Annotated in this window: 15 protein-coding genes; 6 read left to right on the top strand and 9 right to left on the bottom strand. The window is 63.2% G+C overall.

Annotated elements, in window-relative coordinates:
• Positions 1-427: 427 nt before the first annotated feature.
• Genes EPN59_RS04985 through EPN59_RS04960 form a run of 6 tightly spaced genes read left to right on the top strand, consistent with a single transcriptional unit; the run spans position 428 to position 9299 of the window.
• Positions 428-4204 (top strand): nitrate reductase subunit alpha, encoded by a 3777-nt coding sequence (locus tag EPN59_RS04985; RefSeq protein WP_293042167.1) that lies wholly within the window; start codon positions 428-430, stop codon positions 4202-4204.
• The gene (gene narH, locus EPN59_RS04980; RefSeq protein WP_293042164.1) at positions 4201-5724 is read left to right on the top strand and encodes a nitrate reductase subunit beta; all 1524 of its coding nucleotides are present in this window, start codon (positions 4201-4203) and stop codon (positions 5722-5724) included. The genes EPN59_RS04985 and narH (EPN59_RS04980) overlap by 4 nt, the downstream gene beginning before the upstream one ends.
• A gap of 1 nt (position 5725) precedes the next feature.
• Positions 5726-6421 (top strand): nitrate reductase molybdenum cofactor assembly chaperone, encoded by a 696-nt coding sequence (gene narJ, locus EPN59_RS04975; RefSeq protein ID WP_293042161.1) that lies wholly within the window; start codon positions 5726-5728, stop codon positions 6419-6421.
• 43 nt (positions 6422-6464) lie between these two features.
• Positions 6465-7148: a respiratory nitrate reductase subunit gamma gene (gene narI / locus EPN59_RS04970; RefSeq protein WP_293042158.1), complete on the top strand. Its 684-nt coding sequence runs from the start codon at positions 6465-6467 to the stop codon at positions 7146-7148.
• 31 nt (positions 7149-7179) lie between these two features.
• Positions 7180-7968: a peptidylprolyl isomerase gene (locus EPN59_RS04965; protein ID WP_293042155.1), complete on the top strand. Its 789-nt coding sequence runs from the start codon at positions 7180-7182 to the stop codon at positions 7966-7968.
• A 50-nt stretch (positions 7969-8018) separates the two neighbouring features.
• Positions 8019-9299, top strand: coding sequence for a nitrate/nitrite transporter (locus EPN59_RS04960; protein WP_293042152.1), 1281 nt, complete (start codon positions 8019-8021; stop codon positions 9297-9299).
• A 99-nt stretch (positions 9300-9398) separates the two neighbouring features.
• Here the strand turns inward: EPN59_RS04960 and ubiM are convergent, their stop codons facing one another.
• From ubiM to EPN59_RS04915, 9 genes are all read right to left on the bottom strand, one after another.
• Complete coding sequence (gene ubiM, locus EPN59_RS04955) at positions 9399-10628, bottom strand: 5-demethoxyubiquinol-8 5-hydroxylase UbiM (RefSeq protein WP_293042149.1); 1230 nt, start codon at positions 10626-10628, stop codon at positions 9399-9401.
• A gap of 33 nt (positions 10629-10661) precedes the next feature.
• Positions 10662-10910, bottom strand: coding sequence for a DUF3079 domain-containing protein (locus EPN59_RS04950; protein ID WP_293042146.1), 249 nt, complete (start codon positions 10908-10910; stop codon positions 10662-10664).
• A 459-nt stretch (positions 10911-11369) separates the two neighbouring features.
• A complete protein-coding gene (locus EPN59_RS04945) occupies positions 11370-12062 on the bottom strand; it encodes a response regulator transcription factor (RefSeq protein WP_293042140.1) in 693 nt (230 codons plus the stop codon).
• 28 nt (positions 12063-12090) lie between these two features.
• Positions 12091-14052 (bottom strand): type IV pili methyl-accepting chemotaxis transducer N-terminal domain-containing protein, encoded by a 1962-nt coding sequence (locus EPN59_RS04940; protein ID WP_293042137.1) that lies wholly within the window; start codon positions 14050-14052, stop codon positions 12091-12093.
• A 23-nt stretch (positions 14053-14075) separates the two neighbouring features.
• Positions 14076-14609: a molybdopterin-guanine dinucleotide biosynthesis protein B gene (gene mobB / locus EPN59_RS04935; RefSeq protein WP_293042134.1), complete on the bottom strand. Its 534-nt coding sequence runs from the start codon at positions 14607-14609 to the stop codon at positions 14076-14078.
• Positions 14610-14702: 93 nt separating this feature from the next.
• The gene (narI, locus tag EPN59_RS04930; RefSeq protein WP_293045629.1) at positions 14703-15386 is read right to left on the bottom strand and encodes a respiratory nitrate reductase subunit gamma; all 684 of its coding nucleotides are present in this window, start codon (positions 15384-15386) and stop codon (positions 14703-14705) included.
• Positions 15383-16048, bottom strand: coding sequence for a nitrate reductase molybdenum cofactor assembly chaperone (gene narJ / locus EPN59_RS04925; protein WP_293042128.1), 666 nt, complete (start codon positions 16046-16048; stop codon positions 15383-15385). The genes narI (EPN59_RS04930) and narJ (EPN59_RS04925) overlap by 4 nt, the downstream gene beginning before the upstream one ends.
• A gap of 15 nt (positions 16049-16063) precedes the next feature.
• Positions 16064-17617 carry a nitrate reductase subunit beta gene (gene narH, locus EPN59_RS04920; protein WP_293042126.1) on the bottom strand — a complete coding sequence of 518 codons (1554 nt, stop codon included), beginning with the start codon at positions 17615-17617 and terminating at the stop codon, positions 16064-16066.
• Positions 17614-21339, bottom strand: a complete 3726-nt coding sequence (locus tag EPN59_RS04915) for a nitrate reductase subunit alpha (RefSeq protein WP_293045626.1) — start codon at positions 21337-21339, stop codon at positions 17614-17616. Before EPN59_RS04915 ends, narH (EPN59_RS04920) begins: the two co-directional genes overlap by 4 nt.
• Between the last annotated feature and the right edge of the window lie 165 nt (positions 21340-21504).

Raw genomic sequence — 21504 nt, 5'->3', positions numbered from 1 at the left:
GCTCTTATTTCGGCAATTTGTTCATTCCAGGCGAATCGACAATTGAACCACCCAAGTTACGCGCGCCGCAAATTCCCTATGGCTTAGCCAGCACTTCAACCTGTACATTGCGATTCGGAGGGGACAGCATGAGCTGGCCGAAACGTCGCCGCGTGGCATCAGCCCGCGCAAACAGGCAGTACAGCACGAATAGCACACGTAGCCAGCCTGATCGTATGGCAGGGTTGGATACGAATCGATACGCAATGCGCTAGATTCTGATTTGAAGACCGGTACATCGCCAACACGATATATCCGGGCGTACGTATCGACAACGGGGGAATGCTCGCCCTTCGTGTTTCATTCATTGCCTTTACTTATTTCAGGTCTTCCCATTTAATAAGTACCTGCTTGAACGCGTAGCTCGAACGCGAAACCTGGAGATGCCATGAGTCATTTTCTGGATCGTCTGCGTTACTTCACTACGGCGCGCCCCCAATTTGCCGACGGCCACGGCGCCGTCACAGATGAAGACCGGCAATGGGAAGACGCTTACCGCACGCGCTGGCAGCACGACAAAATCGTCCGTTCGACGCATGGCGTCAATTGCACCGGTTCGTGCTCCTGGAAGATCTACGTGAAAGGCGGCATCGTCACGTGGGAAACCCAGCAGACGGACTATCCGCGCACGCGCCCCGACATGCCCAATCACGAACCGCGCGGTTGCTCGCGCGGCGCGTCGTATTCGTGGTACCTCTACAGCGCGAACCGCCTCAAATATCCGCTCATGCGCAGCGCGCTCGTCAAGCTGTGGCGCGAGAAGCGCCGCACGCTCGATCCGGTAGCCGCGTGGCAAGCCATCGTCGACGACGATGAAGCGCGTAAAAGTTATCAAACGCGTCGCGGTCTTGGCGGGTTCGTGCGCGCCAATTGGGACGAGGCGCTCGAAATCATTGCCGCCGCAAATGTGCATACCATCAAGCACCACGGCCCCGATCGCGTGATCGGCTTCTCGCCGATTCCCGCCATGTCGATGGTGTCGTATGCGGCGGGCTCGCGTTATCTCTCGCTCATTGGCGGCGTGTGCCTCTCGTTCTACGACTGGTATTGCGACCTGCCGCCCGCCTCGCCGCAAACGTGGGGCGAGCAGACCGACGTGCCCGAATCCGCCGACTGGTACAACTCCGCCTTCATCATCATGTGGGGTTCGAACGTGCCGCAAACGCGCACGCCCGACGCCCACTTCCTCGTCGAGTCGCGTTACCGCGGCACGAAGATCGTTTCCGTTTTCCCCGATTACGCCGAAGGCGCGAAATTCGGCGATATCTGGCTGCATCCGAAGCAAGGCACCGACGCGGCCCTCGCGCTGGCGATGGGCCACGTGATCCTCAAGGAATTCCATCTCGCGGGCAAGAGCGCGTATTTCGCCGATTACTGCCGGCGCTTCACCGATATGCCGTGCCTCGTCACGCTTGTCGAGCGCAATGGCCGCTATGTGCCCGACCGCTATCTGCGCGCGAGCGATTTCAGCGACGCGCTCGGCCAGACCAACAATCCCGAATGGAAGACCGTAGCCATCGACTCGACGACGAACGCGTTCGTCGTGCCGGTCGGCTCGGTCGGCTTCCGCTGGGGCCAGCAGGATGGCGGCGACCGCGGCAAGTGGAACCTGCGCGAAGAAACTGCCGGGGGCAACGCGTTCACACCGGCGCTGTCGCTCGTATCGGGCCACGACGATGTCGTCGACGTCGGTTTCCCCTACTTCGGCAATGTCGTGCATCCGCACTTCCCGCACACGGGACACGACTCGATCCTGACGCGGCGCATCGGCGTGCGGCGTGTCGCGACACGCGAGGGCGAGCGCCTCGTCGCCACGGTCTACGATCTGTTCGTCGCGAACTATGGACTCGATCAGGGTCTGGGCGGCAAGGACGTGGCAAAGAGCTACGACGACGACGTGCCCTATACGCCGGCCTGGCAGGAAGCGATCACCGGCGTCAGGCGCGACGACGTCATCAACGTCGCGCGGCAGTTCGCGGAAACCGCCGACAAGACCGAAGGGCGCTCGATGGTGATCATCGGCGCGGGCATCAATCACTGGTTCCACATGGATATGGCGTATCGCGCCATCATCAACATGCTCGTGATGTGCGGCTGCATCGGCAAGTCCGGCGGCGGCTGGTCGCATTACGTCGGCCAGGAGAAACTGCGGCCGCAAACGGGCTGGACGGCGCTCGCCTTCGCACTCGACTGGAACCGGCCGCCGCGCCACATGAACGGCACGTCGTTCTTCTACTCGCACACCGACCAGTGGCGCTACGATCCGATGAATCCAGACGATCTGCTCTCGCCGCTCGCCGATAAATCGGCGTACCACGGCCTGCCGATCGACTACAACGTGCGCGCCGAACGCATGGGCTGGCTGCCCTCGGCGCCGCAATTCATGAGCAATCCGCTCGATCTTGGCCGCTCGCTCGACGACCCGTCGAAGGCCGGCGCCGAAGTCGCGCGCCGCCTCAAGGACGGCAGCCTCAAGCTCGCCTGCGAAGATCCCGACAATCCGGTTGCTTTCCCGCGCAACATGTTCGTGTGGCGCTCGAATCTGCTCGGCAGTTCGGGCAAGGGGCACGAGTATTTCCTGAAGCACCTGCTCGGCACGACGAACGGCGTGCAGGGTGAAGAGGTCACGAAACACGGGCTGCCGCGCCCCGATGAAATCGTGTGGCACGAAGAAGCACCGCGCGGCAAGCTCGATCTGCTCGTCACGCTGGACTTCCGCATGTCGACGACCTGCATGTATTCGGACATCGTGCTGCCCACGGCCACGTGGTACGAGAAGGACGACATGAACACGTCCGACATGCACCCGTTCATTCACCCGCTTTCGGCGGCCGTCGACCCGGCATGGCAATCGCGCAGCGACTGGGAAATCTTCAAGGCCATCGCGAAGCGCTTCTCCGAGATGAGCAAGGGCCATCTCGGTGTCGAGCGCGACGTGGTGCTCGCGCCGATTGCGCACGATGCGCCCGGCGAGCTTGCCCAGCCGTTCGAGGTAAAGGACTGGAAGCGCGGCGAATGCGAGCCGGTTCCGGGCAAGACGATGCCGTCCGTGATCACGATCGAGCGCCACTACCCCGAGACGTATCACCGTTTCACCTCGCTCGGCCCGCTGATGGACGAACTCGGCAACGGCGGCAAAGGCATTAGCTGGAACACGCAGTCGGAAGTCGACCATCTCGGCGACCTGAACTATCGTTCAGAGGCGCCCGAAGCGGGCGACGCGCAGGGACGGCCGCGCATCGAGACGGCCATCGACGCCGCCGAAGTCATTCTTTCGCTCGCACCGGAAACCAACGGCGCGGTCGCGATGAAGGCGTGGCAGGCGCTTTCGTCCTTCACCGGCATCGACCACACGCATCTGGCCGAAGCCCGCGCCGACGAGAAAATCCGCTTTCGCGACATCCAGGCCCAGCCGCGCAAGATCATTTCGTCGCCCACGTGGAGCGGGATCGAATCGGAACACGTTTCGTACAACGCGGGTTACACGAACGTTCACGAACTGATTCCATGGCGCACGCTGAGCGGGCGGCAACAGCTTTACCAGGATCACGCGTGGATGCGCGCCTTCGGCGAGGAGTTGTGCGTCTACAAACCGCCTATCGACACCGGCAGCTACGAGAAGCTGTCCGGCGTGCGCTCGAACGGCAATCCGGAGATCGTGCTCAACTTCATTACGCCGCACCAGAAATGGGGCATTCACAGCACGTATACGGACAATCTGCTGATGCTCACGCTCTCGCGCGGCGGGCCGATCGTCTGGATTTCGGAGCAGGACGCCGCGCAAATCGGCGTGGCGGATAACGACTGGATCGAGTGCTACAACGCGAACGGCGCGCTATGCGCGCGCGCCGTGGTGAGCCAGCGCATTCCGCGCGGCATGGTGCTGATGTACCACGCCCAGGAAAAAATCGTGAACACGCCGGGCTCGGAAATTACCGGCACACGCGGCGGCATTCACAACTCGGTTACGCGCGTCGCAATCAAGCCGACGCACATGATCGGCGGTTACGCACAGCTCTCGTACGGTTTCAATTACTACGGCACAGTCGGCTCGAATCGCGACGAATTCCTCATCGTGCGCAAGATGAAGCGCGTCGACTGGCTCGACGAGGAAACGCCGGTCGGCGCCATGCCGCAAGCACTTCGCCAGGGAGAGACCTCATGAAAGTCCGTGCACAGATTGCAATGGTGCTGAACCTCGACAAGTGCATCGGCTGCCACACGTGCTCCGTGACCTGCAAGAACGTCTGGACGAGCCGCGAGGGCATGGAATACGCGTGGTTCAACAACGTCGAAACGAAGCCCGGCATCGGCTATCCCAAGGATTGGGAAAACCAGAACCGCTGGCACGGCGGCTGGGTGCGCAAACCGGGCGGCGATATCGAGCCGCGTCAAGGCAGCAAGTGGCGGCTGCTCGCAAAGATTTTTGCCAATCCGCATCTGCCCGAAATCGACGACTACTACGAGCCGTTCACCTTCGACTATGCCCATCTGCAGGAAGCAGGCCACACGAATGCGATGCCGGTCGCACGGCCGCGCTCGCTCGTGAGCGGCGAGCGCATGGAGAAGATCGAGTGGGGGCCGAACTGGGAAGAAATTCTCGGCGGCGAGTTCGAGAAACGCTCGAAGGACTATAACTTCGAGAACGTGCAAAAAGAGATCTACGGCCAGTTCGAAAACACGTTCATGATGTATCTGCCGCGGCTGTGCGAGCACTGCCTCAATCCCGCGTGCGTCGCTTCCTGCCCGTCCGGCTCGATCTACAAGCGCGAGGAAGACGGCATCGTGCTCATCGACCAGGACAAGTGCCGCGGCTGGCGCATGTGCGTCTCCGGCTGCCCGTACAAGAAGATCTATTTCAACTGGAAAAGCGGCAAGGCCGAGAAGTGCATCTTCTGCTATCCGCGTATCGAGGTGGGTCAGCCCACGGTCTGCTCCGAAACCTGTGTGGGGCGGATCCGCTACCTCGGCGTGCTGCTCTACGACGCCGACCGCATTCGCGAAGCGGCGAGCGTCGAGAAAGAAACCGATCTCTACCAGGCGCAACTCGACGTGTTCCTCGATCCGTTCGATCCCGCCGTGATCGAACAGGCCACGCGCGACGGCGTTCCGCTGGCGTGGCTCGAAGGCGCGCGGCGCTCGCCGGTCTACAAGATGGCGATCGACTGGAAGATCGCGTTCCCGCTGCATCCCGAGTACCGCACGCTGCCGATGGTCTGGTACGTGCCGCCGCTCTCGCCGATCAATGCGGCGGCCAACAGCGGCGAACTCGGCATGAACGGCTGGCTGCCCGATGTCCACTCGCTGCGCATTCCGCTGCGCTATCTCGCGAACCTGCTGACCGCTGGCGACGAAAAGCCCGTACAGGTCGCGCTGGAGCGGCTGCTGGCCATGCGCGCATTCATGCGCGCGCGCCAGGTCGACCGCGTGGACGCGCCGCAGGTGCTCGATCAGGCCGGGTTGTCGCTCGCGCAGGTCGAGGACATGTACCGCTATCTCGCGATTGCCAATTACGAGGACCGCTTCGTGATTCCGTCGACGCACCGGGAATATGCGGAAGATGCCTTCGATCTGCGTTCGTCGTGCGGCTTCACGTTCGGTAACGGCTGCTCGGACGGGCGCACCGAAGCCAGTCTCTTCGCACCGAAGACCGGGCGTCGCCAGATCCCGATCAAGGAGATCTGAGATGTTTGCAAGCCGTCCTCAACCCATGACCTACCGCCTGATCGCGACGCTCCTGGAATACCCGGAGCCCGCGCTCGTCGAAGCGCTCGACGAAGTCCGCGCGATGGTGCGCGACGAGCGCGCGTTCGGCGCCGAGGTGCGCGAGAAGCTGCTACGCTTCATCGACTATCTCGGCTCACGCGAGTTGCTCGCGCTCCAGGAGAATTACGTCGCACTGTTCGATCGCGGCCGCTCCACGTCGCTTCATCTGTTCGAGCACGTGCACGGCGAATCGCGCGACCGCGGCCAGGCGATGATCGATCTCCTGCAGATGTACGAGAAGCACGGCATGCTGCTGCGCCCCGGCCAGTTGCCCGATTATTTACCCGTGTTCCTCGAATATCTGTCGATTCTCGATGCAGGCGAAGCGCACAAGCTGCTCGGCGAAACGGCGGAGATCCTGCAATCGATCACGGCCGGGCTCGCCCGTCGCAACAGCCACTACGCTTATGTCATCGGTGCGCTGTTGCCGTTTGCGGGATTGGGCAAGACCGAGTTGCCCGAATTCGCACACGACGACGACGCCGGCGCGCCGCACGACAAAGACGGGCTGCGCGCGCTCGACGCCGCGTGGGCCGATGAGCCTGTGCAGTTCATGGGCGCCGGTCAGCCGGCCACCGCGCCCGTGGAATTTCACCCGCGGCGCACCACGCGCTGATTAACCCACCTTGCGCCAATCGCGCGCGCAGCGAGGAGCAGTCATGGGCCAATATCTGCATCAGTTCCTGTTCGGCATCTATCCGTACATCTGCCTTGCGGTGCTGCTATTCGGCTCGCTTGCGCGATTCGACCGCGAACAGTACACGTGGAAAAGCGACACATCGCAGCTGCTGCGACGCGGTGCGTTACGCATCGGCAGCAATCTCTTCCACTGGGGCGTGCTGGTCGTCGTGCTCGGGCACTTCGTCGGCTTTCTCGCGCCGCACTGGCTCACCGCGCCGTTCATGTCGGCGACGGTCCACCAGTTGATTGCGATGATCGCAGGCGGCATCGCCGGATCGTTTGCGATCGTCGGCCTCACGATCCTGATCTTCCGGCGCCTCGGCGACACGCGCATTCGCCATAACAGCAAGGCATCGGACATCGTCATCGTGTTAATGTTGTGGGCGCAGCTTGCGCTCGGCCTCGGGACCGTCGTGCTTTCGTCGCATCACATGGACGGCGCGATGTTCGAACAGCTCACCGATTACGTGAAGGGTGTCGTCACGTTCCGGCCGAATATTGCCGGTCTGCTCGACGGCGTGCCGCTCGTCTACCAGACGCACATCGCACTAGGCTTCACGATCTTCCTCGTCTCGCCCTTCACGCGCATGGTTCATATCTGGAGCGGTATCGCGTCGGTCGCGTATCTGATCCGGCCGTACCAGCTCGTGCGCAAGCGCTAAACACTTCAATCAGGAATCAAGGAACTTATCGATGGACGCAGCACCGCATTCAGGCGCGGGCGAATTGCCCGCGCGCGTCAACGACGTAGAAATCAGCGCCGCGACAATCGACGCCGAAAGCCAGAACTATACGAATGCGCCCGATCCGGCGCTTGCGGCACGTCGTGCACTGGTGGTTCAGGAACTGCTGCGGCAGCGTGCCGCGGCGCTTGAATTGATCGCGCCCGACGGCACGCTCGACGACGACACGCTCGAAACGCTGCTTGGGCGCGAATTGCGCGTCCCCGAAGCCACACGCGAGGACTGCGCACGCTATTACGAGCAGAACCCTACACGTTTCGTACGCAACGAACTCGTATTTGCAAGCCACATTCTCTTCGCCGTGACCGAACGCGTGCCGGTTACGTTTCTGCGCCAGAAAGCCGAAGAAACCCTGCACCAGCTGCTGCACGCGCCCGACACGTTCGAGGCCGCTGCCGGCGAACTTTCCAACTGTCCGTCCTCGGGCGTGGGCGGCAGTCTCGGCCAGCTTGCGCGCGGCGACACGGTGCCCGAGTTCGAGGCGGCACTGTTCGATTGCACCGACGTCGGCATTCTGCCGCATGTCGTGCGTACGCGCTTCGGCTTTCATCTCGTGCGCGTCGACCGCCGCGTGCCGGGTGTGCCCGTCTCGTTCGAAGACGCAGCCGACGATATCGCGCGCTATCTGAGCGAGCGCGTGCGCAACAAGGCCATCCAGCAATACGTATCGATTCTTGCTTCTGAAGCTTCACTCGAGAATGCCGCGCTCGAAGCGGCAACCAGCCCACTCGTTCAATGAAGAGCGTCAGGGCCTGTTCATATGCATAACAGGCCCTGGTTGGAGGCAACATGAATCTGCCCAGCGAATCCGCCCGCCGGGGTCCGGCTGCCCCGGCCAGCGTCGGCATTCAGGCGTGGTCGGTCCTGCTTGTCAGCACGCTCGCATTTCTTGTTTGCTTCGTCGTGTGGATGATGTTTGGCGTGCTCGGCGTGCGGCTGCGCGACGAGCTCGGCCTGAACAGCACCGAATTCGGCCTGCTCACGGCAACGCCGGTGCTGACCGGTGCAGTCATGCGGTTGCCGCTCGGCGCGTGGACCGACCGCTTCGGCGGCCGCATCGTCATGACCAGCCTGCTCGTGGTCTGCGCGATCCCGGTGTATATCGTCAGTTACGCCAGCCAGCTCTGGCAGTTCCTGCTCATCGGGCTCTTTCTCGGTTGTGTCGGCGCTTCGTTCGCGGTGGGCACACCTTACGTCGCGCGCTTTTTTCCGCCTGAACGGCGCGGTTTCGCCATGGGTTTCTTCGGCGCGGGCACGGTGGGCGCAGCGGTCAATCTGTTCGTCACGCCGTCACTGGAGGCGGCCTTCGGGTGGCGCTTCGTGCCGCGCGTCTATGCCGTCGCGCTGCTCGTAACCGCGGTGATTTTCTGGCTGGGTTCCGCACGCGACCCGGGTGCGGGTGCCTCGAAGGGTTCGTGGGCCGATTCATTCAAGGTGCTGCGCGACCCCCGCGTATGGCGGCTGTGCCAGTACTACTCGATCACCTTCGGCGGCTTCACTGCGCTTTCGCTGTGGATTCCGCAATACCTCAAGGCCGAGTACGGCATGACGCTGGTGGTCGCGGCGGCATTCGCGGCGGGATTCTCGCTGCCGGGCTCTATCCTGCGCGCCGTGGGCGGTCTGCTCGCCGACAAATTCGGCGCACACAATGTGACGTGGTGGGGCCTGTGGGTCGCGTGGATCTGCCTCTTCATTCTCTCGTACCCGCCCGCCGATCTCGTCATTCACACGATCAGCGGCGACGCCACGCTGCACATCTCCGTTCCGATCACGGGCTTCGTCGTGCTGGCGTTCCTGCTCGGCAGCGTGTTCGCGTTCGGCATGGCGTCCACGTTCAAATACGTCGCCGATGATTTTCCGGCCAACATGGGCGTCGTAACGGGCATCGTCGGGCTCGCGGGCGGGCTTGGCGGCTTCCTGCTGCCAATCATGTTCGGCGTGCTGCTGGATATCTTCAAGGTCCGCTCAAGCTGCTTCATGCTGCTTTACGGCGTCGTATGGGTGTCGCTGATCTTGATGTACATGTCCGAGGTCCGGCGTACGCCGGTGCTCGAACAGCCGCAGCATTGAGCGGCCGCCGCTGCACGCGCCGGCGGAAATGCAGCGGCACGCGTAGCGGCAGGTGTAGCTGTGAAGCGGCTTTGAAGGTGCGCGGCGCTCACCGGGCACTCACCGGGCAGCGACTTCTTTCCTGTTTTCTTTCCTGCTTCCGGCGAGATGCGCGGCGATGGCATGCTTGACCAGCGGCAGATTTTCGCCGACGTGCAGCATGAAATTCCTGGCCAGCTTCGCCGGAAGGTTGTCGCGGTTATAAAGCGTGGTCACGACGTCCGTCATCAGATACAGCGGACGGGTGCTCCTGCGGTGCCGGCTCTCGTAGCGCTTCAACACGGCATCGTCGGCGAAATCCTTGCCTGCACCGTGCGCGGACAAAATCGCGTTCGCCAGCGACTCGATACTCGACACACCGAAATTGAAGCCATGCGCCGTCACCGGATGCATGCCCACGGCCGCGTCGCCGACCGTCGCGAAACGCCTGGCCACGAACTGCCTCGGATAAACCGCAACCAGCGGATAAGCGTGGCGCGTCGACACGAGCTTCATGCCGCCAAGGCGATGCGCAAACCGGCGCTCGATTTCCGCGTTGAATTCGTGCGCGTCGACTTGCTGGAGCCGGTCGATCTCGCGGCCCGGCAAGGTCACCACGACGGAAGACCTGAAAGCGCCGCTCTCCGGGTCCGGATTCATCGGCAGCAGCGCGAGCGTCTGGCCGTAGCCGAACCACTCCCACGCGGTGTGATCATGCGGCTTCTCGTGCGTCATGTAGCAGACCAGCATCGACTTGCCGAAATCGCGCATGTCGGCCCCGATGCCCATCATTCTTCTCGTCAGCGAGAACCGGCTATCGGCAGCGATAAGCAGACGCGCCGAGAGTTTCCGCCCGCTGGCAAGGCTCGCCTCGATCGTTTCGCGGCCGTTTTCGATCCCGACAACCTCTTCGCTGGTCAGGAGCTCGATCCGATTGCTCGCGCGCCCTTCTTCCACGACATCGAAAGCGGCCTTGCGAATCAGCTGATTCGCGACCAGCCAGCCCAGTTCCTGATGATCGCTCAGTTCGTGCCCGATCTGAAGCGCACGCGACGAAGCACCGTTGAACACCTTTGCGTTGACCAGACGCGACTTCGCGACGTCTTCGATTCGCTCCCACAGCCCCCAACGCTTCATCAGCGCCACCGTGTTGTGCGTCAGCGCAATTTCGCGTCCATCGAATGCGGGCTCGCTCAGCGCGTCCCGCCCCTGCTTCTCCACGAGCGTGATCCGCAGTCCGGCTCCCGACAACGCGTGGGCAAGGCACAGTCCGACTGGACCTGCGCCGACAATCACAATGTCCGCATTCACGATGGCTTCCTGATTCGCTTTGATCCGACCTGTTTAATCCGATTTACATAAAGCCGCCAGGGCAGGCTCCGAGCCGCCCTGGGCTTCAGCGTTGTTGTCGTCGGCGGGAATCTCGATGCCCCAATCGCCATGCAAATACCAGTCGTCGCCAAGCAGTTCGATCGGATGCTGAGTTCGACTTTGACCGTTGCCGCAGCGCATATCTTCAGCCGGACAGTAGTGGTCGCAACCCCAGCACAATCTTTCAGGATGACTGGGGATCAGCGGAAATTTCTTGGCCATCTTCGAACTCCCTCCAGAACGCAGGCGATATGCCCGGGCAAACGGCGGCCTGCGCCGGAAATGCCGTGGTTGAAAGTATCGGGAAGTAGATCGAGATAGCTTTTCGCAGCCGGACACGCGGGCCATGACCGCATCATGCCGGATATCAAGCCGTCACGCGAATTCGCTGAAATTGGCCCACTCTCATCCGGGGAATGCCTTGACATGAGAAAGCGCGCGGCATTTCAACGGTTTGAGCCCGACGACAACGCACTGGATGCTAATTCACCTGCAGCAAGCTGTGTTTTAGCAGCGAGTGAGTTTGCACAACAATATTTGATTTAAATCAAATGCGGCCGCCGGCCACGCAGTGCTGCGACGGAGGCTAACGCGGTGTTAAAGCGGGAGGGTGTTAAAGCGGCGGCGTTAGAACATCGCGCGGCGACTTTCAGGAAAACGCAGGAAATTGCAGGAAGCGCGCTATTCGTCCGCGGCAATATTTCTCGCGGCGCCACTCGCTCCCCCGTTGCCCTCGCGCTCTTTCGCATAGAGCGCAATCTGCACGCGGCTCGTCATCTTCAGCTTGCGCAAAATATTGCGCACGTGAATTTTCACCGTGCTTTCGGCCAGATCGAGCGTGCGCGCGATTTCCTTGTTGCTCGCGCCGCGCGCCAGTTCGCGCACGATCTCCTCTTCGCGCGCGGTCAGCGCTTCGCTCGTATCGCCTGCGCGCGGCACGGGTGCCTGAACCGGTCTGCGCATCTGTTCGAGAAGCTTCGCCGTCATGTGCTCGGTAATCACGGGGTGACCGGCCGCCGCCCTGCGAATCGCGTCGGCCAAAGTATCGGCCTCGATGTCCTTCAACAGATAACCGCACGCGCCGGCGCGCATGGCAGCGGTCAGGTCGTCCGCATCCTCGGAGACCGTCAGCATGACGAACGCAGTGCCAGGCAGGTCCTGTGCGAGCAGCTGCAACGTTTCGATTCCCGAGAGCCCCGGCATGTTCAGATCGAGCAGCACCACGTCCGGCGTGTGCTGCTTTGCCCGCTTGATCCCTCCTACGCCGTCGGCCGCCTCGTCCACCACCTCGAAATCGGGCTGGCGCTGCAACAGCGCCTTCACGCCCGAACGAAAAAGCGTGTGATCGTCAATGAGCAGAATGCGTATCGTCATGTGAGCGTAAGTTTAAAAGTCATTCACGTCACGCAGCCATGCGGGCCTGGGCGCCGAGAATCAGCTCCACGCGCGCGCCGTGGCCCGGCCTGCCGTCGAGATGCAGCGCCGCCGCAAGGCGCTTGGCACGCTCGCGCATGATGTGGAATCCGACGTGCGCTTCACCGGCTGAATCGAGCTCGGCCGGCTCGTAGCCAATGCCGTCGTCCTCGATAACCAGCCGGAAATCGCGTCCGTTGACCACCGTAACGCGCACCGACTGCGCCTCGGCATGCTTGCGCACGTTCGAAAGCGCTTCCTGCAGGATGAACAGCACCTGCAACTGCTGATCGGACGGCAGCGGCGGGCCGCCTTCGTCGCGATAGTCCAGCGTCACCTCGGCCTCCGACTGCCGCCGAAAGCGCGCGACCGTATCTTCGACGGCGGGCCGCAACGCCCCCGGCCCGATCCGCGTGCGGAAGTTTAGCAGCAGCTCGCGCACGTCTTGATAGCTTTCCTCAACTCCGCCCGAAAGAAGCGGCACGAGTTCCCGGATTTCATCAAGATTGCCCGCGCGCCCTGCCTCGCCGAGCAATTGCACCTGCATCTTCAGATAACTCAGGCCCTGTGCAATGCTGTCGTGCAAGCCCTGCGCGACGAGATTGCGCTCTTCGGATACGGCAAGCTGCCGCGCCAGCGCGACCAGACGGCGGTTCTTGAGCGCGACGCCGAGATGCCGGCCGAGCGTGCGCAGCAACTGGATTTCGGACGCCGGAATCTGCCGCGGCCGCTTGAAGTGCAGCGAGAACGTGCCGAGCGTCTCGTCCTGCGAAACAATGGCGAACGCCGCAACCGTGACAAAACCGGCCTGCACGCAGCGTTTTACGAGTTCGCGGTCGTCGCCCATCATGATGCGCAAATCGCCGATCACCGGTTCATCCGTAAACGACGCCACGCCGCAGATGCAATTGTGCGCGGACATGCACCGCTCGGCATTCGCCAGTTCCTCCGTCAATCCCTCGGCCGCGAGCAGATGCAGGTTGTTGTCCTCGGCCGATATCACGCGCACCGTACCGCCGTCGGCGTTGAATTCGCGCATCAGGCGCGTGAGGAAGTCGTGGCACAGCACTTCAGCCGTTTCGGGAGAATTGAGGCATGCCGCCATTTCATAGAGCAGCGCCAATTCACGATTTTGCGCGGCAAGCTGCGCCGTCTTCGCCTCCACGCGCGCCTCGAGTTCGAGGTACAGCGCCTGCAGCTCCGCGACCATCCGGTTGAAGCCGTTCGCAAGTTGTCCGAACTCGTCTTCGGTGTTGACCGGCAGCCGCGTGTCGAACTCCCGCGCCTCGATGCGCGAAAGCCCATCCTGCAGCCGCTGCACCGGCACGACGAACCACAGATAAAGCATATAGACGATGGCCGCGGTTCCGACGCACGACAGCGCGGCGAGCGCGAGCTGCGACATGCGCAGCCACGCCGTTTTGCGCGAATTTTCATGCTCGATCAGGCTGACGAGCCGGTTGGCTTCGGCAACGAAACCCGGCAGCAGCGCGATATACGCACCCGGTTCGCGCATGGCCAGATCGCGTTCGTGCAGCGCGGCGGGCCTCAGTTCGTCTTGCCATGCCGCCGCCACGCGCGCGAACTGCGCGTGGATGACCTTGTCGTTGGGCAGGAAGAGCGGACGCGCCGGGTCGCCGCCGCGCAACCGGCTGAGCGTGGTGTCCATCTGGCGAATCTGGTCATCGAGCTGGGAGGCCTGGCCGAGGCGCGTCTCCCACAACGCGATGGCCACCGCGTTTGCGCGCATGCGCAGGCTGCCTGCATCGTTGATCGCCGCGCCCGCGCCTTCGAGCTGCCACGACAGCCAAAGCGTGCCGCTGATCATCGAGAGCACGAGTGTGAGCGCCACCGCCGAGAGGACGATGATGCGGGTCGAAAGCCGCTGACGAAACGGCGCACGCGGCGCAGCGTTGCGAGAGTTCGACGACACGGCGGTGGACTGTGGCATGGCGGATTGGATCTGTGTGCGGCTCAGGCTGCATTATCCGCCGAAGCGTCCGTAACGGCGTACTCGGCCGCTCTCTCGCCGATGAATGCGGCAATGCGCGCCACATCGTCGAGTGCGAAGACCGGCAAATGCGTGTCGGGAACGAGATCGGACGCAATCGCGACGATGCGCGGATCGTGCGGGTAAAGCGCTTCATAGCCACTGCCGCAGCCGCTGCCGCCGCGTACGACTTCGAGCCGCGGCAGATCCACGCACGTGTAGCCTTCGACCAGCGTGAGATCGGCCGGACCGAGCCGCGCCAGGAGCGCGTCGAACGACGGTTCCGGTCCATCGTGCAGGATCGCCCACGACGTGGGCGACACGATCAGCACCTCGCCCGCGCCCGCCGCGCGAAAGCGCGCGCTGTCCTTGCGCGGCGGTTCGAGTTCGAGCCTGTGGTGGCTGTGCTTGATCACGTTGACGACGAGCGCGCGCGACCGGTAATGGGCGAGCAGCGCCTCGATCAAGGTGGTCTTGCCCTGCCCCGAACGGCCTGCAATGCCAAAGAGACGTGCCATGGCGCCCACACTCCTGAAAAAAAACCGGGTGATCGCGCGAGGCTGATCACCCGGGTAAATTGCGGCCCCGGCACTGCGGGCCGTCGATGGTGATTAACGGCTACGCACGAGCTGCCATGCCCGCGAAAGATAACCGACTGAAGCAAAACCGCTCCACACGTGCACGAGACGCGTGAACGGGAAGATCACGAAGAGCGACATGCCCATGAACAGATGGACGCGGAAGATGAGCGGCGCTTCGCTCACATAGCTTGCCGCATTGCCACGGAACGTGACGATGTGCTGGGCCCACGTTATGAGCCGCACCATCATCGTGCCGTCCATGTGGCTGGCCGATTCGGCGATCGTCGAAAGACCGAGCAGCAGCGTCACGAGAATCCACAGCAGCAGCACCTTGTCGGCGGTGCGCGTGACAGCCGACACGCGTTCGTTCGACAGACGACGATGCAGCAGGATCGCGAGCCCGGCGAGACACATCGAACCCATCACGCCGCCCGCGACCATCGCGACCATCTGCTTGGCGCTGTGCGGCATGCCGAGGGTGTCCCACACGACAACGGGCGTCAGCAGGCCGAACATGTGGCCGAAGAAGAGTCCCAGAATGCCGGCGTGAAAGAGGATGTTGCCGAGCCGCAGCTGTCCCCGATAGAGGAGCTGCGAGCTGTCCGTCTTCCACGTGTACTGCTCGCGCTCGAAGCGTGCGAGCGAGCCGAACAGAAAGATTGCGAGCGCAATGTACGGATAAATGCCGAACAGGAACTGGTTGAACGTATTCATTGCATTTCCTTTGCACGGGCCGTTGCATTGAGCCGCTCGGCGCGCGGGTGAAAATGGACGGGCTGCACCTCGCTGCGCATGATGAGCGGCTCGACGCCATCCTCGCCGACGCCGAACACCTCCAGCGCTTCGTCCATGTCGCGCACCGGTGCCACGGTGAGCGGCTCGGGCGTAACAGCGGACATCTCGCACAGCACGGTGAAGATACTCGCGTAGGCACTGCCGGAGTCCAACAGGTGCTTGCCGATCGCAGCGAGCACATGAACCGCTTCGCCGAGCAGCGCCGACGCATCGTCTGCATCGATGAGGCCGAGCACTTCGAGAAAGAGCGGCACGTAATCGGGCAGCTCGTTGGTCGAGATTTCGAGGCCGAAGCGGCGATACTCCGCGAGCAGATCGACCATCGCCTGGCCGCGGTCGCGGCTCTCTCCGTGCACGTGCTCGAACAGATGCAGCGAGTGACGCGGATTGCGGTCGAACGTCGCGACGTATTCCTCCTGGGACTCGATCAGCGAACGGCCGCGCAGCTCGCCGACGAGCGGCGCCAGCTCGCGCGCCGCGTCGGGATGCGCGGCGAGCGCCGCGTCGATTTCGTCGAGGGCATCGAGCAGCGGCTGCTGCGGATAATCGAGCAGCGCCGCAAGAACGGGATAGATCGACATCGTGTGGCTCTCCCCTTACGTGCTCGGCGTCAGTTTGCGGCGCGACTTCGGCATGTCCGCGAATACCACGCTGCCTTGCGTCTTCGAGCCGAACAGCGACCCTTCCGTCACGCCGCCCGAACAGCCGTTGCCGAACGAGAAACCGCAGCTTCCCTTCTCGTTGAAGCTGTCCTCGACCATCTCCTTGTGCGACGACGGCACGACAAAGCGGTCCTCGTAATTCGCGAGCGCCATGATGCGGTACATGTCTTCGACCTGCGCGGCCGTGAGCCCGGCCGCCGTGAGCAGCGCGGGATCTTCGACCCCGTCGACGGCCTGCCCGCGCTTGTACGCGCGCATCGCGAGCATGCGGCGCAGCGCGGCGACAACCGGCGCTTCGTCGCCTGCGGTCAGCAGATTCGCGAGGTAGCGCATCGGAATGCGCAGGCTCTCGACGTCGGGGATCATGCCGTCGCTGCCGATGTGGCCCGCGTCGGCCGCCGACTGGATCGGCGAGAGCGGCGGCACGTACCAGACCATCGGCAGCGTGCGGTACTCGGGGTGCAGCGGAAACGCGATCTTCCACTCGCACGCCATCTTGTAGACCGGCGAGCGCACGGCCGCATCGAGCCAGCTTTGCGCGATGCCCTGGCGGCGAGCTTCGGCCTGAACCTCCGGATCGTGCGGATCGAGGAACACGTCGAGTTGCGCCTGGTAGAGGCTCTGCTCCGATTCGACCGATGCGGCTTCGCTGATGCGGTCCGCATCGTAGAGCAGCACGCCCAGATAGCGGATGCGGCCCACGCAGGTTTCCGCGCACACGGTCGGCTGACCGGCTTCGATACGCGGATAGCAGAAGACACACTTTTCGGCCTTGCCGGTCTTCCAGTTGAAGTACATCTTCTTGTACGGGCAACCGGACACGCACATGCGCCAGCCGCGGCACTTGTCCTGGTCGACGAGCACGATGCCGTCGTCTTCGCGCTTGTACACCGAGCCGGACGGGCACGATGCGACGCACGCCGGATTCAGGCAGTGCTCGCACAGGCGCGGCAGGTACATCATGAACGTGTTTTCGAAGGTCGAATACATCTCCTTCTGCACGTTCTCGAAGAGCGCGTCACGTCCGCGCGATTCGAACTCGCCGCCGAGGTCGTCTTCCCAGTTCGGACCCCAGTGGATCTTGTCCATCTTCTTGCCGGTGATCACCGAGACGGGACGCGCCGTGGGCGGCGTCTGCGAAAGCGGCGCTTTTTGCAGATGCTCGTAGTCGAACGTGAACGGCTCGTAGTAGTCGTCGATGGCAGGCAGATTCGGGTTCGCGAACAGGTTCGCGAGCACCTTGAGCTTCGTCCCCTGGCGAGGCTCGATGCTGCCGTCGTCATTGCGCTTCCAGCCGCCGTTCCACTTCTTCTGGTTTTCCCACTCTTTCGGATAACCGATGCCGGGCTTCGTCTCGACGTTGTTGAACCATGCGTACTCGACGCCGTCACGCGACGTCCACACGTTCTTGCAGGTCACCGAGCACGTATGGCACCCGATGCACTTGTCCAGGTTCAGGACCATCGCCACCTGGGCGCGGATCTTCATGATGCTGCTCCTTCGACGAGCGGCCCTTCGAGCCACTCCACCTTGTTCATTTTGCGCACGATCACGTATTCGTCGCGATTGCTGCCGACGGTGCCGTAGTAGTTGAAGCCGTACGCGAGCTGTGCATAGCCGCCGATCATGTGCGTGGGCTTGAGCACCGTGCGCGTCACGGAGTTGTGAATGCCGCCGCGCATGCCGCTCGTCTCCGCGCCGGGCACGTTCACGATCTTCTCCTGGGCGTGATACATGAGGCACATGCCGCGCGGCACGCGCTGGCTCACCACCACGCGCGCGGTCAGCGTCCCGTTCACGTTGAACACTTCGACCCAGTCGTTGTCCTTGATCCCGGCTTCCTTCGCTTCGGATTCCGAAACCCAGACGTGCGGGCCGCCGCGCGACAGCGTGAGCATGCGGATGTTGTCCGTGTACGTCGAGTGGATGCCCCACTTCTGGTGCGGCGTGATCCAGTTCAGCACCAGCTCGTGTTCGCCGTTCGGCTTCGCACCGAGCATCGGCCCAACGGTCTTCGTGTTGATGGCCGGCCTGTAGCTGCACGAACCCTCGCCGAAGTCGAGCATCCAGCGGTGATCCTGATAGAACTGCTGCCGCCCGGTCAGCGTGCGCCAGGGAATCAGCTCGTGCACGTTCGTGTAGCCCGCGTTGTAGCTGACTTCCTCGGATTCGAGGCCCGACCACGTCGGCGCCGAGATGATCTTGCGCGGCTGCGCCTGCACGTCGCGAAAGCGGATCTTGTCGTGCTCGCGGCCTTCGGCCAGGTGCGTATGATCGCGGCCCGTTATCTTCGAGAGCGCGTCCCACGCCTTCACCGCCACATGACCATTCGTTTCCGGTGCGAAGGTGAGGATCATCTCAGCCGCATCGATTGCGGTTTCGAGGCGCGGACGGCCCTGGGTCACACCCTCGTGGCGCGACGTGCCCGTGAGATTCGCGAGCTCGCCCACTTCGTGCACGGTGTTCCAGTTGATGCCCTTGCCGCCGTTGCCGAGCTTGTCGAGCAGCGGCCCGACCGAGGTGAACTTGTTGTAGATCTCGCGATAGTCGCGCTCCACCAGCGTCATCGCAGGCGCGGTCTTGCCGGGGATCAGGTCGCATTCGCCATGACGCCAGTCCTTCGGCTCGAACGCCTGGCCGAGTTCGCCCGGGGTGTCGTGCATGAGCGGCGTGCAGACGAGGTCGGTGCGCGTGCCGAGATGCGCGCCGCCGATCTCCGAAAACTTCTTCGCGATGGTCTTGTAGATTTCCCAGTCGCTCTTGCTCTCCCACAACGGCTGCACCGCCTCCGAAAGCGGATGGATGAACGGGTGCATGTCGGACGTGTTCAGATCGTCCTTCTCGTAGAACGTCGCCGACGGCAGCACGATGTCGCCATAGAGGCAGGTCGTGCTCATGCGGAAGTCGAGCACCGTGAGCAGGTCGAGCTTGCCTTCAGCGCCCTCGCGCACCTTCACTTCCGATGGCTTGATGGCGTCCGCTTCGTCGCCGAAGAGCGCGTTCTGCGTACCGAGCAGGTACTTGAGGAAATACTCGTGGCCCTTACCCGAGCTGCCGAGAATATTCGAGCGCCACACGAACATGTTGCGCGGGAAATTAACCGGATTGTCGGGGTCGTCGCACGAGAAATCGAGCGCGCCCGACTTCAGTTTCTCGACCGTGTAGGCGATCGGTTCGCGGCCTTCGCGCTTCGCCGCGTCGACGAGGTCGAGCGGATTCGTGCCAAGCTGCGGCGCCGACGGCAGCCAGCCCATGCGCTCGGACTTCGCGTTGAGGTCGAGCATGCTGAGGCCCTCGTAGCGCTTATGATCGGCGCCCGGGCTGAGAATCTCGTCGAGGCCGACCTTTTCGTGACGCCACTGGCTCGTATGGTTGTAGAAGAACGACGTGCCGTTCATCTGGCGCGGCGGGCGCGACCAGTCGAGTGCGAACGCGAGCGGCGCCCAGCCAAATTGCGGACGCAACTTTTCCTGGCCGACGTAATGCGCCCAGCCGCCGCCGCTTTGTCCGATACAGCCGCACATCATCAGCAGATTGATGATGCTGCGGTAAATCATGTCGTTGTGATACCAGTGGTTGAGCGCCGCACCGAGAATCACCATGCTCTTGCCGTGCGTGCGATCCGCGTTGTCCGCGAATTCGCGCGCCACCTGGATCACGAGCTTGCGCGGCACCGTCGTGTGCTTTTCCTGCCAGGCGGGCGTGCAGGGCACGTCGTCGTCATACGACGCGGCGACGTTCGGGCCGCCGAGGCCCTGGTCGACGCCGTAGTTGGCCATCTGCAGGTCGTACACGGTGGCGACGAGCACGCTCGTCCCGTCCGCCAGCGCGACGCGCTTTGCCGGCACGCGCCGTGCGAGCAGCGCGCCGTGTTCCCCGCCGAAATACGGGAAGCTCACTTCGACGACTTCGTCGTGCTCCGCGACGAGCGACAGGCGCGGATCGATTTCGCGACCGCTGCCGCCGTCCTTGAGTTCGAGATTCCAGCGGCCGACCTTCGCGCCGTCGTTGTGTTCCGACTCGCCCCAGCGGAAGCCGACCGAACCGTTCGGCGCGACGATGTTGCCGGTCGTCGCATCGATCGCGAGCGTCTTCCACTGCGGGTTGTTCGCTTCGTCCAGACCGCCCGCGAGCTGCGACGCGCGCAGGAACTGGTCCGGCACGGTCGCGCCGTCGCGCTCGGCGAGCGTGACGAGCAGCGGCATGTCGGTGTACTGCTTCAGGTAGTCGCGGAAGTACGCGGACTTGCCGCTCGCGTGGAATTCCTTGAGCACGACGTGGCCCATCGCCATCGCGAGCGCCGCGTCGGTGCCCTGCTTCGGCGCGAGCCAGATGTCGCCGAACTTGACCATCTCGCCGAAATCCGATGACACCGCAACGGTCTTGGTGCCCTTGTAGCGGACCTCGGTGTAGAAGTGGGCGTCGGGCGTGCGCGTCTGCGGCACATTCGAACCCCACACCATCAGATAGGTGGAGTTGTACCAGTCGGCGGATTCGGGCACGTCGGTCTGCTCGCCCCACACCTGCGGCGAGGACGGCGGCAGGTCGCAGTACCAGTCGTAGAACGACAGGCACGCCCCGCCGATCAGGCTCAGGTAGCGCGCGCCGGCCGCATAGGAAACCATCGACATCGCCGGAATCGGCGAGAAACCGACCACGCGGTCCGGGCCGTACTTGCCGATCGTGTAGGCGTTTGCGGCCGCAATGATTTCGGCCGCCGTGTCCCAGTCGGCGCGCACGAAGCCGCCGAGCCCGCGCACGCGCTTGTAGCGCGCAGCCTTCTCGGGATTCTCGACGATCGAAGCCCACGCTTCGACCGGGCCGAGCGTGCGGCGCGCCTCGTGCCACAGGTCCATCAGGCGCCCGCGGATCATCGGGTGCTTCACGCGTTGCGCCGAATAGACGTACCAGCTATAGGAAGCGCCGCGCGGGCAGCCGCGCGGCTCATGATTGGGCAGGTCGGCGCGCGTGCGGGGGTAATCGGTCTGCTGGGTTTCCCACGTGATGAGGCCGTTCTTCACGTAGACCTTCCACGAACACGATCCGGTGCAGTTGACCCCGTGCGTCGATCGAACGATCTTGTCGTGTTGCCAACGGCTGCGATAGCCGTCTTCCCACTTGCGGTCCTCGTCGACGACCGCGCCATGACCGTTTGAGAACGTCGCCTTCACGCGCGACATGAACTTCAGACGGTCCAGAAAGTAACTCATCTTGTTCTCCGAAACTAAAGCTGCGCCCAGTGAGCTGTCTGCGACCGCGTGGACTCAGCGAATTCGTGCTGCATGAGTATGACCAGCGCGCGCCCGCCCGCCTATTCGCCAGCAGGAGCAGCCCGCAAACGCATTAGGACTAGCCCGCCCGGCCCGAACTACGCC

This window comes from Paraburkholderia sp., from assembly GCF_004298475.1.
Classification (GTDB): Bacteria; Pseudomonadota; Gammaproteobacteria; order Burkholderiales; family Burkholderiaceae; genus Paraburkholderia; species Paraburkholderia denitrificans.
Note: the sequence above shows the minus strand (reverse complement) of the source record. Positions and strands in the feature narration are given on the sequence as shown.